The following is a 13421-nucleotide window of genomic DNA, read 5'->3' as shown; positions in this document are numbered from 1 at the left end:
ATTTTTGAAAATATATAGTGCTGACAGCAGCAAATAACACCATGCAAATAAAATAGCATGGTGTTAACTTTCATTTGTCCTTTTTGCTAAGAAATACAGCTAGAAACTCTTTGTAAGTTTTACACTTCAATAAACGATGCACAAGAGTGTTGTCTTCTACCACTTCAATAAGAAGCCTGTACATATTCACTAAGTCTTCCTTACTGTTTTTTCTGACACTTAGCATGCAAACAAATTGGACTTTCTTATCATCCCAGTCGACAGGTTTCTGGAGTGTGCATATCGCCCAGAAAGTTTCTTCTGTTTGCGGCATGATGGGATGCGGAATCGCAACTAGATTTCCAAAGCATGTCGGAGAAACTTCCTCTCTTTCTAAAACAGCAGGCAAAAAGTGATCATTAACCAAACCTTGTGTCATTAACTCGCTTGCTAGAAACTTCAATACTTCTTCCTTTGTTTCAAAACCCTTTTGAAGGTAAACCAGTTCTTTTCTTGTATAATCAAAAGACTGTTCTGTATGATCCTCCAGGACTTTTTCAATCTTCAATAAATCATTTCCCCCAAGAATGGTGTTTACCTGAATGACCGGCACCGGCAGTTCGCAGGTTATGGGAACTGTACTGACAATAAAATCGATCGTGTCTAAAGGTATTTCATTTATTTTGTAATATTCGGTCGTGCCTGCCAGCTTGATCCTTGAGCCAAATTGGGACTCAAGCTTATGATATAAAAGCCTGGCACTTCCTGCACCCGAAGCACAGACAATCAGACACCGCTTGACTGTCGTGCTTGCCCTGACTCTCTCCATCGCAGCTCCGATGTGCAGAGCCAGATAGGCAGCCTCACTTTCCCCTATTTGGTATCCAAGTTCTTCTTTAATACATATCCCCGCAAGGACGCCCGCCTGAAAAGCCACCGGATAATTTGACTTTATAGCATCCAGCATCGGATTTCGAAAGTTCATTCCAAATCGAAAACGGTTTATAGCCGGCTTTAAATGCAGGCACATGCTCACAAACAATTCTTTATCATTTTTTATTCCAAGCATAAGCTTTTGCTCGATCGTTTTCAGTATCTTTTTAGCCAGGTGAAAAACTTCCTCATCAACAAAACTGCGAATTTCTTTTTCAGTCATATCTGAGTGCGCAATCATCCTGATCCCCAATAAATGAATGGCAATATAAGCAATTTCTGATTCTGGAAACTCTATGCAAAGACATTCATTTATTTCTCGGACTATATCTGAAGCTACCACATATTCCTTTTGCTTTATTATTTCCTGGATTTCGTTCGGGAATAGCATGACATAATTTTCACTGCGTATTCTGCAGCATGCAATGGCAAGATGAGTGATCAAATTATTAAGGCCAATGTCCGAAAGAGATATTAGGTTCATCTTGACTTGATCAAGAATAATGCTGCGGATGATCTGCACTTCTTCTTTTGGAAGAATGGAAATACGGCTATCAAACATATCAAGAGCCGCTCTTTCCCGATTGTATATATACTCAGACAGACAAAAGCGAAGTTTCACTTCATCTCCCTTTATCTTGAGGCCATAATTTGGCCGCTTATCAACCGCAATTCCATACTGCTGCAAAATCCTTTTGGCTTCTCTTAAATCATTTTGAATGGAAGATTTGCTGATAAATAATTCATCAGCCAGGTCATCCAATTTTACATATTTATCAGCTAAAAGAAGCCGCTTGATCAGAAACTGGACACGATCCTCCGGTAGGTTTGGTATATGCCCGCTTTTTAAGGAATCCTCTCCTGCTGCTTGAGCTAATAAACTATTAAACGTAAGCTCATCCTCAACTTTTAATTTATATCCTGTTCCGCGGACCGATTTAATTTCAGCACCATTTTTAGCAAGCAGCATATTTAACTCTTTGATGGTATTCCTAATGGTACGGGAAGTAACTTGTATGATATTTGCCAAGTACTCGCTTGTGACTACATCGTCTGCCTCCATTAAAGTTTGTAGAATACTGCTCATTCGGGCATTCAGCATTCTAATCTTCCCCCCACCAACAATATTTTTATCTTTTATTGTGTATTTGTTTTAAGAACTATTGTGCAACCCTATCCAGAACTTATTTCCAGCCTTTAAAACCACTGTCATAAAAAAGGCTTAGTTATCTAAAATATCAGAAATTTATTAAGTTAATACCATTGTAATAGAAAAAATTTAAATTTGGACACTTTCACAAAAATTTCGGGGTAAATATATAATTAACCCTTTTTCACCCGGCAAAATAAATAGGGAGCTGCTCAGAGCAGTCTCCCTATAAGAGGTATTAACCACAATATTAGTGTTATAGCAATAATGGCTTAAAATACACCAATAAATCCTGTTGCTTATTATAAGCAAAATATGTACAAGGCTGCTGCCCAACTGGTGATGGAAAAATAACTTTTCCGCAGAGTGGGCAATTATCTCTTAGTCTAAAATGATGTTTTACTCCTACCGGGAAAGGATGGCTATCATTGCCAAGCAGGAAAACAAAAGCCTTGCCATCTACTTCAAAGTTGATTTCAAATCCTTTAAAAGCAGATGATCTTGTAATATTGTAATTTGCTATTTCTAACTCCACTTATCTCATCCGCCCCCCTGAAGAGTATTTATACCCATAACTTCCAGAAATGTTTGTTTCTAAGGGATTTTCAATTCGGAAATACAGCTATTCACTTAAGCCGATGTTCTCAATAAGTCCTCTTAAATCACTCCGGACTGATAATATGCTCTAACCTCAACTGTACACGTTCAGCAATCAGATAGTATTTTGAATAGTGGACAGGCAGATCTTGTTCACCATAAATCACTTTATCCACCAGGACAAGTAAATTGAAATTATTCACCTTTAAGTGTGTTTGCAATTCTTCGTCTGGATAGACAAATTCCAGGTTTTTGCGGACTCTTTTAAACTTAACAGCATACTCATCATGAATAATAGCAAAAGTAGAACTTTCGGGCGTTATTTTTTCTTCGATGCCTGGATAAAGATCAACAGGCAAATAGGCATAATCTACGCTTAGCGCCTGGTCATTGCGGTAGACTTTTCGCACAAGTTCAATATACTCCTTATATCGGCTGTTAAAAATTTTGTCTAAATCCGGATTGCTTTTGATCTTCTGGATGGAAATGATATCTTTCGTTATCGTGTCATTTTCGGTTGTTAATCCTTCAGTAAAACCCTGCAGGTCCAATAAATGAATTTCTTTTCTGGGGGCACTTACAAAAGTGCCCTTGCCTCTGACAATTGTAAGAGTACCTTCGTCAACTAATTCCTTGATGGCGCGTCTGATAGATATGCGGCTGGCTTTGAACAAATCTCCCAATTCTTTCTCGGTGGGGATTCGATCTCCCTCTTTTAGTCCATTACTTTTAATATAGTGCATCAGTCCGGTCATGATCTCTTCGTATAAATAAAGCTGATCTCGATTTAGATTGTCTTTTTCCATTGTCAACGCCTCAATATCTCAATTTTACAATAATTATACATGAATCCGCCCGTAATTAAAAAGAATCACATGTTTGCGGGATACCCAAATCCCCCATATTCCTGGCATGTCTTTTCAGCAGAAAGTGTTCCTTTTTCAAGAGCCTTTTCCACATTACCGCTCTTGGCATATTCAGTTAGAAAGCCTGCAATCAAGCTGTCTCCTGCCCCCATTGTATCGACAACATTGATTTTCCTCAGCTTCTGCTTGTAACTATTCCCTTGATGGACAAATACCGCCGGCTCTCCTCCCCGCGTCAGACCTATAACCTCAAAGCCAAACGGTGCAAGTTCTGCAATGAAATCATTAAGTTCTGCTTCAGATAATTCTGCAGCTGAGAAAAAGGCATAAGTGATAGATGGGGCTATTGATGAAATATATTCCAGGTCTTTCCGATTTGAAAAATCATACGAAACTTTAATCTCTTTAGCGATCTTTGCCAGTTCGCTTTCCATTGATGAATAGCAGCTTACATGGCAAACATCGAATTGCTTAATATAATCTATTTCCTCCGGAATCAGCTGAATTTTAAACCGGTGCTGAACAGTGTCTTTGGGTCCCCCCACAAACACCCGATCATTGTCCTCAGTCAGCGCGACTTTGGGCTGTCCTGTAATGCCGATAGCATCCCTGGAAAACTGGAAGTCGACCCCCTCTTGCTGCAATGCATTTTTGATATGTTCTGCAGGTTCATCTGTAGCAAAAATTCCAATATAGCCGACACGGCTTGCACCGTTCCGCTTGGCATTTACAGCGACATTCACACAATTGCCGCCAGGAAAATATTCATTCCGGTCCAAATAGCAGTCTACAACATTGTCACCCACAGCCATTAATTTCATCGTCATTATCCTTTCACCGAGCCTTCTGCAAGGCCTCGTACTAAATATTTTTGGAGCGCAATCAATAATAGAACCATTGGGACTGACGCAATGACCATTCCTGATAACAGGACACCCCAATCCGTTCGCAGTGCATCCCGGAAGACCATCAATCCTGATGGAATCGTTTTCAGTTCGCTGGAATTAATAAATACTGTTGCAAATAAGAACTCGTTCCAAGCATAAAAGGCGTTAATAATCACTGAAGTTATCACAATCGGAATAGACAGCGGCAAGTATATCCTCCAATAGATCCCAAACTCACTGCAGCCATCGATCAAGGCAGATTCTGACAGCTCTTGAGGTACGGTAATGAAGAAAGCGCGTATCAGTATAATCGTAAGGGGCAGCCGATAAGCAACATATGTCAGAATTAAAGCCCACCTTGTATCGATCAAATTAAACAGCGATAATATCTCAAATAAAGGAATAAGAGCCACCTGCGGATTCATCATTAAACCGCCAATGATGAATAAAAGAGCTGCATCTATCCAGCGGCTGCGGTATCTGGCCAGAACAAAGGCTGCCATGGTACCTGCCAAGACTGTGAGCAGGATTGAAAAGCCGGTAACATAAGCGCTGTTCAGAAAGTAATTTTGAATCCCTTTTTCCCATGCTAATGCATAATTTTCAAAATGCCATTCGCTGGGGAGCGCCCAAACATTTGAATAAATCTCCTTATAGCTTTTAAATGAAGAGATCACCATCCAAAAAAGCGGGTAGAGGATCATGATGGCGAAAATGATTAATCCCAGGAAAACTAAATTTCTGGAAAGCCGAGTTTTACGGGTAAGCTGCCTTCTTTTTACGGCCGGGAAAGTTAACTCTTTGGTTTGAAGATTTTCTATTTTCATCATCAATCTTCCTTTCCTGTTTTAGACACTTTGATCTGGACTAAGGCAAAGATGGCCGACAGCAGAAACACGGTTGTGGCGATTGAAGAAGCATAGCCCATATTGTCTTTGAAGAATCCATTCTGATACATATGAACAGCCAAGGTCATCGAGCTGTTCCCTGGTCCCCCATTGGTCAGGATATAGGGCTCATTAAAGACCAGGATGGAACCAGTAACGGTGATCAGCAGATTGACAAACATCGTTTCCTTAACTTGAGGAAGAGTAATGTGAAAAAACTGGCGTATTTTTCCTGCGCCATCTATATGGGAAGCCTCATATAATTCATTAGGGATTTTTTGAATGGCTACAATGAAAAGCATTGTAATTAGACCGATACTCTGCCATTGAGACATGGCAATAACGCTATAAATAGCCGTTGTTGAATTGCCTAGCCATGGTTTTGCAAGATCACCTAGTCCAATTAACTCCAGGAAGCTGTTTAACAATCCAATTTGCGGATTATATACAAAACCAAACAGCAGGGCAATAACAGAAATGGAGATCATCACAGGGATAAAGTAGATGATTCTGAGGGCTGGAGCGACTTTGCGAAACAACTTATCTTCCAGAATACTTGCCAGGATTAAGGCAAAGAATATTTGAAAAATCACAGAAATAACTCCATATTTCACATTGTTCCATAATGCGATCCCGATTACTTCATCTTCAAATAATTGCTTTATATTACTCATGCCAACAAAGGATTTTGAATCTGAAAATACATTGAAATCGAAGAAGCTGTTATAAAAGTTCTGAATGAGTGGTATGTAGATGAAAATGCCCAGGAATAGTACAGTTGGCAAAAGAAAGAGAATTGGCGTCATAGACATTTTTCTTAATTTCATACTTATTACCCACTTTCCCGATAATTAGAAAGCCCTGACACCCGAATGTCAGGGCCATCCTCTGTTACTCGCTCTTTTTCGCTGCTTCTTTTTGAACCTCTTTCATAATATCTTCCGGCGTTTTTTGTTTCGTAGCCAGCTCCTGGCCGCCGCGCATAAAGATGTCGGCAATCGTGATATCAACGGCATTGTCGAACCATGGTGCTGTCGATGCTGCATCTAACACAATCTGATAGGCTTCATAGCTGGTAGGACTTGTGTTTTCCTCCGTCACGCCATTCTTTACAGCATTAAGCTGGCCATCTGCTTTCGTAAATGCCTGAGCCGTTTCTTCAGAAGTCAGGAATTTCAGGAATTCAACTGCTTCTTTAGGAGCATCCTTGCTAAGCATCCACCCTTCAGGCGCACCCGTCAGCGAATCAGCACGTCCTGCCCCATCCGTAACTTCCGGGAAGTTGAAAAATCCAATGTCTACATCGCCAATTTCCTGAACCAATCCTACTTCAGCAAATTGCATATACAAAATTGGCACTTCTCCGGCAGCAAACATATTTCTGGCAGCTTCATGGTCAATTGCGGTAGACACCTCTCCCATAAAACCAGTCAGTTCCTGGAATATCTCTAAACCGCGGATATATCCTTCATCTGTGTATGGTGTATCACTTTCCAGATTATAGTCTGCCTCCCGCACTTCAGGATCTACTACTCTATCAAAAATGGTACCCAGATAGTGTGAGATAGCCCAGGCATTCGTCAGCCCTTCGACAACAGGCGTTTCATAACCCGCAGACTTTAATTGCTCTAAAACATCCACCAGTTCATCGTATGTTTTTGGAACCTTAATATTATTTTTCTCAAAGATCTCCTTATTGTAGAAGAAGGCTTTTCCATCTACCGTGAAAGGAATGCCGTATGTGCTGTCATCAAAAGTAAATCCGGCATATTGTGACTCAAGAATACTGCCGCTCCACTCTGTGTCTTCATTAATGATGTCATTAAGTTCCTTAATCCGGCCGGAACTTACCAGATTTTCAGCGAAAGAGTCTGACCAAGAGGAGAAAATATCTGGAAGGCCATCATTGGATACTAAAACCCGTATCTTTTCTTTATAAGAATCATTCAAGACAGAATCTACATTAATAGTGACTCCAGGATGCGATTCCTCAAACTCTTTGATTTTTTGATCATAAAATGATTTTCTTGGTTCATTTGGCCAGCGGTGGAAGAAATCAATAACTACATCATCGCCATTCGATTTTGAGCCTGAGTCAACAGATGAGTTACATCCTGCCATAATACCGGCCGCGATAATGCCGACTAAAAGAATGCTGAACATTTTTTTCATATGATCGCCTCATTGATATAGTTATTTTTAAAGATTTTACACCAATTCCAATAGAATTAATACTCCATTTTCCACATGTATCTTCTTACTGAAAGAGGATGTCCAGTATGTTCTGCCAGGCCATCAGCATAAAGCCTCATGACAGGACCTGTTAAGGCCGGGCCAAAGTACTCCTTCAAATCTTCATCGACTCCGCTGTAATCAAATTTAGAAGCATCTACTACTTCTACTTTCTCACTGTACTTAGTTACGAAATCCAGTGCCCGCTCATCTAATGGCCTGCTTGGGCCCTCACCTGCAATCAAGAGGAATGGCACATCAAAGTCTGTAATTTCAAATGGGCCATGGAAATACTCTCCTGAATGAATAGCATTTGAATGGATCCATAGCATTTCCATCAGCAGGCAGCTGGTGAAGGAATAGGCATGGTGGATATAAGCGCCGCTTGCCATCGTATAAATGGTCTTCTCCCTCTTATTGCGTTTCCCGAATTCAAAGGCAGCTTCTCTAAATTGCTGCTGATTCTTCTCAATCAAATCTCCGATATTGCTTAACTGTTCAATTCCTCTATCATACTTTTCGTCACCAGTAAAAATCTTTAACAGCTTGAAAATGAATGTATAATAAATACCGATTTCACCGTCAATGGCATCTGATCCATCTTTGTAATTGTAGTGAAGGACATATTCTGCTTCTTTGCAGAGCGGAGATTCAACATCCATAGAGATGGCGACAGTTAGAGCCCCTTTATTCCGGGCATATGTAGCTGCTTTAACTGTTTCTGGCGTAGTCCCTGAATGTGAGCGCAGGATAACTAAGCTGTTTTCATTTAGTGCTTTAGGATTTAAATGGATAAATTCATTAGAAGTATAAACAAAGCTCGGTTTCCCTGTATCTTTTGTGATGAAATAATCTCCAAAAGATAGAGACGCCATCGATCCGCCGCAGGCTACGAAAAATACATTCTGAATATTTTTGTTCTCAATGGCTTCAATGGCTAATTGGATTTGATTAGTATGTTCCTGTTTCATTACTCCCCCCTCCTTACTATTGTTTTTGATTGGCGATTTAGAAACTGATTGTGTCATACTAGCACCTCCGGTTTTTTATGATGTCCTATAACATCATATTGATAATTATAGTACGTCATATGATGTTATACGTCAACTGTATATTTAAAATTTTCTTAATATTTTTAATAAACAAATTATGACAAGTTTTATATCTTATAGTAGAATTCCAAGTGAATTATTTGTCATTAATTGAAAAAAAAAGATGCCTGCCTCTTCCTTTTTGTCATAGTCGACAGAACGGGAAGTGGCAGACACCTCGTTGAATTTTATTTAGCTAAAAAAGGATCCGGAAGCCTTAATCACCATTACCATTCACAGGCTACTCCATCCCCGTCACGGTCAAGTTTTCTTGAATACCCGGGATCACCGGTCCTGATCGGATCAGCTCCTGCAGCTTTTACAGCAGAGCAATTTTTATAAAACACGCTGGCTGCTGCAGCTTCTTCTTTTTTCTTTTGCTCCGCTGCAAGACGGGCTGCTTCTTCTTTTGCTTTTCTCTCTGCTTCAAGACGCAAGGCTTCTTCCTGTTTCTTTTGTTCAGCTGCAATGCGGACAGCTTCTTCTTCTTTCGCTTTTTTCTCTGCAGCCAGTCGCGCGGCTTCTTCTTCCTTCTTCTTTTGTTCCGCGGCTAAACGGGCTTTTTCTTCTGATTCACCCGCAGCTTTATTGGATTCGGCATTCACACTTTCCTGGTGTGATGGTTTTTTTTCATCAGCCTCTGCTTCCCAAAAAATCATCGTCAGGCCAAAAGTTAAAATGAGAAGGTAAGAAAGAGAGGCTATGCCCTTCTTCCAGAGCTTGCCGCTCCGAAAACCGAGTATTTTCTGATGCCACTTCCTTTTTTGAACCGTGAAAAAGGCGCCTTTTCCATTGAGCAGTTCAGCAAACTCTTTTCCTTTGGAATTGAAAGTCAGCTCCCCGCCATCAAAAGCAACGGCTGTTTTAAGGGCAAAATAATCGATCGTACTTCCATTAAAAGCTCCAAATGTCCAACTGTATAGAAGGGCTGCCCTCTTTTCTTTATCGTCATATTGATAGAGATAAACTGCGTCATCAACAACAATAAAATTGCCTTCGGTCTTTTCTTTTGTATAACTTCCTTGGATGATAAATAGGGCATGCGGGTGCCTCTCTTTCAGCAGCCGCAGACCGTTTGACTTGGTTCCCTGATCATCCCTCTTCTGCAAAAAAGGAGTAAGAACCACACCTTGCTTCCTTAATTCTTTCAAGCGCTCTGCATGCAAAAAGTAATTGAAATCATGTGTCACTGTTGTTCTAACACTGCGCTCCGGATTTTGAACCTTTTGGTTGAGAATATAGAAAAATTCATCAAAGTCATCATTCTTCGAAATCTTATCTACAGCAACAAAACCTATACGCGAATAAAAGCTCAGCTTCCATTCATGTTTATTTTTTTCATCCTGCTTCATACGGATGCTATGTATAGAAGAATAGGGATGCGAACTATTATCAGATTGTGAGATTAATATCATTCGTCTATCAGTAAGTGCCAGGATACCTTGCTTCTCTTTACTAAATTCACCCTGGATAATCTTTAATTTTTTTTCATATTCGCCCAGAAATCCCCATTTGTTCGCCTCAAGCATATTCTTATACTTCGCTTTAAGCGCCTTCTGCGACACGGTCGGATGGTTCCCAATCCACTTGTCCACTTTTGATGTTTCCCCCTGTGTTATATCTCTAGTTGTTATGAGCAATTATACCCTTGAGTATGGTAGCATATTATTTGCAGAATATGTCATTGGGGTGGTGAAAAAAGATGAGGTAATGATTGGTATATATGGGATAGAGGTACAAAGAAAAAAGACCTCAACATTTTGTTGAAGTCTTAATAATAACTGCTGTGATCAAGGAGCGACCTGTATACCTCAGTCAGCCTCTTATTTACTGAGCAACATTTTCCTCAATCTTGCTCTCATAGCTATCAAGCAGCGCACGCACATCTTCCGTAGTATCTGTATTCATCAATTGATTCCTTAATTCACCCGCACCCCGGAACCCTTTCACATAAATCTTGAAAAAGCGGTGAAGAGCCCTGAATGGACGTGCTTCCAGTTCTTTCGAATATTTATCATGAAGATCCAGGTGCAATCTCAAGAGATCAAGCAGTTCCTTAGGTGTATGATCTTTCGGCTCTTTTTCAAAGGCAAATGGATTCTTAAAAATACCGCGGCCAATCATCACACCATCGACACCATATTGATCAACCAGCTGCTGGCCGGCTTGACGGTCCAGTATGTCACCATTGATGGTCAAAAGGGTATCCGGTGCTACACGGTCACGAAGCTTCTTGATTTCCGGAATCAGCTCCCAGTGCGCATCCACTTCACTCATTTCCTTTCGAGTCCGAAGATGGATCGACAGATTAGCGATATCCTGTTCCAGGATGTGTGTGAGCCAGTCGTGCCACTCATCTACTTCAGTATAGCCAAGCCTTGTCTTCACACTGACAGGCAATCCGCCCGCTTTTGCTGCCTGCACGATATCTGCAGCCACATCAGGACGGAGGATCAGGCCGCTCCCCTTTCCTCTCTGGGCCACATTCGGGACAGGGCATCCCATATTGATATCAATGCCGCGGAAACCCTGCTCCGCCACACCAATACTTGTCTGCCGGAAAAACTCTGGCTTGTCTCCCCATATATGGGCAACCATCGGCTGCTCATCTTCGGTAAAAGTCAACCGCCCGCGGACACTTTGGTTTCCCTCCGGGTGGCAATAGCTTTCCGTATTCGTAAACTCAGTAAAAAACACATCAGGCCGAGCGGCTTCGCTCACGACATGGCGGAACACAACATCCGTCACATCTTCCATGGGTGCAAGTATAAAAAATGGCCGTGGCAATTCACGCCAGAAATTGTTAGTCATGTTGACATTCAAATCCTTTCATTATGGGATATTCTATCATACTTTCATCCCAGAACTTAGGCAAAAATTTTTGCTCCATATACACTTATAGCACGATTGGGCAAGGTTTATCAAACTAAAGTAAATTTTGAATATTCCCAACTATATTTAGTTGAAGCAAAAAAGGAGATTGGCCCTCACAAACCGGCCAATCCCCTTATGTTTTTTAAAGCGCCTTATCTTCAACAGTATCCAAATAAGCCTCAATTTCACCAATCACCGACTTCACACACCCATCTTCAAACGGAGAAATCAAATTCGCTTCTTTGACTAGACCTGTGAATGACTGGCTTCCGCCCTGCTTGCATAAGTGCAGGTAATCCTTCCAGGCTTCTTCGGTATTTTCCTGCGTACGCTTCCAGAATTGCAGCGCGCAGATTTGGGCCAGTGTGTAATCGATATAATAGAAAGGAACTTTGTAAATATGTCCCTGCTGCTGCCAGAAGCCGCCATTTTCCAAGAAGTCATTTCCTTCATAATCGCGATGCGGCAGGTACTTCTTCTCGATTTCTCTCCAAGCCTTCTTGCGCTCAGCTGGAGTTGCTTCCGGGTTGGCATACACAAAATGCTGGAATTCATCGACTGCTACACCATAAGGAATAAACAGAACCGCTTCACTTAAATGAGAGAACTTGTATTTATCCGTATCTTCCCCGAAGAAGAGGTCCATCCATGGCCAAGCAAAGAATTCCATGCTCATCGAATGGATTTCACATGCTTCCAGCGTAGGGAAACCGTACTCAGGCACTTCAAATCCACGGCTTTCAAATACCTGGAACGCATGCCCCACTTCATGCTTTAATACACGAACATCACCTTTGGTTCCGTTAAAGTTTGCGAAAATGTATGGTGACTTATGCTGGCTGATATAGGTGCAGTATCCGCCGCCAGCTTTACCTGCTTTACTTAACAGGTCCATCAGGTTGTTTTCCACCATATAAGTGTAAAACTCGTTCGTTTCCGGAGACATTTCCTCGTACATTTTCTTCGCCTGATCGACAATCCACTCTGCATCTCCCTTAGGATCAGGATTTCCTGTCTTAAAGCTGAAGCTGTCATCGTAATATCTGAAAGTATCGACACCAATGCGTTCCTGCTGCCTTTGTTTGAGTTTGGTAGCTAATGGAACAATGTACTCTTTCACCTGGTCACGGAACTTTGCAACCATTTCAGCATCATAATCTGTACGGGAAAGCCTGGCGTAAGCTAACTCTGTAAAAGAAGAGAATCCCAGCTTTTTGGCAATACTGGTACGCACTTTTACAAGCTTGTCATATAAATCATCCAATTGATCGGCATGCTCAACAAAAAAGCTGTACTTTGCTTCATTGGATTCCTTCCTGATGCTGCGGTCAGGTGACTGATGGTAAGGAACTAACTGAGCGAGATTTTTTACTTCCCCACCAAATGGGATTTTAGCTGAAGCAAGCAAATCCACATACTCACTAACCAGCTTGTTTTCTTCCTGCATCTCCTTCAACACATCAGGAGAAAATGTCTTTAATTGACTGTCCGCCAATAAAAATAACTGTTTCCCCCACTTATCCTCCAGCTGAGAGCGGAATTTAGAAGCAGTAAGGGCCTCATAAAATTTTGTGATTAGACCCTTGTAGGCTGGTCCGACTTCATTGAAAAAATCCTTTTCTTTCTTATAAAACTCATCTGTTGTATCAATTGTCTGACGGATTTGAACAATCGTTCTCATGCTGTCAAACTCAGAACGCAGCTCATTGATCTCCTTCATTACTCCGTCCTGAACCTCAAAGGACTCAGCCGATTGGAACTTCTCTAATAATTGATTAAATTTTGCTTCTACCTCTTCCATATTGGGTCTTGTGTATGGGTAATCATTAAAGTTCATGAAAAGGATCCTCCTTATGTAGTAAAAACATCATACGTACATATTTCGGCAGAATGAGACAAAATCCTTTTAATTTTGAAAAAAATTT

Annotated in this window: 11 protein-coding genes; all 11 read right to left on the bottom strand. The window is 41.0% G+C overall.

Annotated elements, in window-relative coordinates:
* Nucleotides 1–70: 70 nt before the first annotated feature.
* A complete protein-coding gene (locus AC4E8B_RS10505) occupies nt 71–2014 on the bottom strand; it encodes a BglG family transcription antiterminator (RefSeq protein ID WP_490218782.1) in 1944 nt (647 codons plus the stop codon).
* 304 nt (nt 2015–2318) lie between these two features.
* Nucleotides 2319–2597: a hypothetical protein gene (locus AC4E8B_RS10500; RefSeq protein ID WP_490218781.1), complete on the bottom strand. Its 279-nt coding sequence runs from the start codon at nt 2595–2597 to the stop codon at nt 2319–2321.
* Between the two features lie 127 nt (nt 2598–2724).
* Nucleotides 2725–3465 carry a GntR family transcriptional regulator gene (locus tag AC4E8B_RS10495; protein ID WP_426838199.1) on the bottom strand — a complete coding sequence of 247 codons (741 nt, stop codon included), beginning with the start codon at nt 3463–3465 and terminating at the stop codon, nt 2725–2727.
* Between the two features lie 65 nt (nt 3466–3530).
* Nucleotides 3531–4352, bottom strand: coding sequence for a PfkB family carbohydrate kinase (locus AC4E8B_RS10490; protein ID WP_490218779.1), 822 nt, complete (start codon nt 4350–4352; stop codon nt 3531–3533).
* A complete protein-coding gene (locus AC4E8B_RS10485) occupies nt 4352–5242 on the bottom strand; it encodes a carbohydrate ABC transporter permease (protein WP_490218777.1) in 891 nt (296 codons plus the stop codon). The genes AC4E8B_RS10490 and AC4E8B_RS10485 overlap by 1 nt, the downstream gene beginning before the upstream one ends.
* A complete protein-coding gene (locus AC4E8B_RS10480) occupies nt 5242–6126 on the bottom strand; it encodes a carbohydrate ABC transporter permease (RefSeq protein ID WP_490218775.1) in 885 nt (294 codons plus the stop codon). The genes AC4E8B_RS10485 and AC4E8B_RS10480 overlap by 1 nt, the downstream gene beginning before the upstream one ends.
* Before the next feature lie 64 nt (nt 6127–6190).
* A complete protein-coding gene (locus AC4E8B_RS10475; RefSeq protein WP_490218774.1) occupies nt 6191–7471 on the bottom strand; it encodes an ABC transporter substrate-binding protein in 1281 nt (426 codons plus the stop codon).
* A 56-nt stretch (nt 7472–7527) separates the two neighbouring features.
* Nucleotides 7528–8502: an SIS domain-containing protein gene (locus tag AC4E8B_RS10470; protein WP_490218772.1), complete on the bottom strand. Its 975-nt coding sequence runs from the start codon at nt 8500–8502 to the stop codon at nt 7528–7530.
* Nucleotides 8503–8849: 347 nt separating this feature from the next.
* A complete protein-coding gene (locus AC4E8B_RS10465) occupies nt 8850–10217 on the bottom strand; it encodes an excalibur calcium-binding domain-containing protein (RefSeq protein WP_490218770.1) in 1368 nt (455 codons plus the stop codon).
* A 232-nt stretch (nt 10218–10449) separates the two neighbouring features.
* Entirely contained in the window at nt 10450–11433 is a 984-nt protein-coding gene (locus AC4E8B_RS10460) for a tRNA dihydrouridine synthase (protein ID WP_490218768.1), read from the bottom strand.
* Nucleotides 11434–11638: 205 nt separating this feature from the next.
* Complete coding sequence (locus AC4E8B_RS10455) at nt 11639–13333, bottom strand: M3 family oligoendopeptidase (protein WP_490218767.1); 1695 nt, start codon at nt 13331–13333, stop codon at nt 11639–11641.
* Nucleotides 13334–13421 lie beyond the last annotated feature (88 nt).

The sequence above is a fragment of the Bacillus sp. SRL543 genome, assembly GCF_984799205.1.
Note: the sequence above shows the minus strand (reverse complement) of the source record. Positions and strands in the feature narration are given on the sequence as shown.

Coding starts and splice junctions, on each gene's coding strand:
- AC4E8B_RS10505 (WP_490218782.1), bottom strand. CDS start 2,014: ATGCTGAATGCCCGAATGAGCAGTATTCTACAAACTTTAATGGAGGCA.
- AC4E8B_RS10495 (WP_426838199.1), bottom strand. CDS start 3,465: ATGGAAAAAGACAATCTAAATCGAGATCAGCTTTATTTATACGAAGAG.
- AC4E8B_RS10490 (WP_490218779.1), bottom strand. CDS start 4,352: ATGACGATGAAATTAATGGCTGTGGGTGACAATGTTGTAGACTGCTAT.
- AC4E8B_RS10485 (WP_490218777.1), bottom strand. CDS start 5,242: ATGATGAAAATAGAAAATCTTCAAACCAAAGAGTTAACTTTCCCGGCC.
- AC4E8B_RS10480 (WP_490218775.1), bottom strand. CDS start 6,126: ATGAAATTAAGAAAAATGTCTATGACGCCAATTCTCTTTCTTTTGCCA.
- AC4E8B_RS10475 (WP_490218774.1), bottom strand. CDS start 7,471: ATGAAAAAAATGTTCAGCATTCTTTTAGTCGGCATTATCGCGGCCGGT.
- AC4E8B_RS10470 (WP_490218772.1), bottom strand. CDS start 8,502: ATGAAACAGGAACATACTAATCAAATCCAATTAGCCATTGAAGCCATT.
- AC4E8B_RS10460 (WP_490218768.1), bottom strand. CDS start 11,433: ATGACTAACAATTTCTGGCGTGAATTGCCACGGCCATTTTTTATACTT.
- AC4E8B_RS10455 (WP_490218767.1), bottom strand. CDS start 13,333: ATGAACTTTAATGATTACCCATACACAAGACCCAATATGGAAGAGGTA.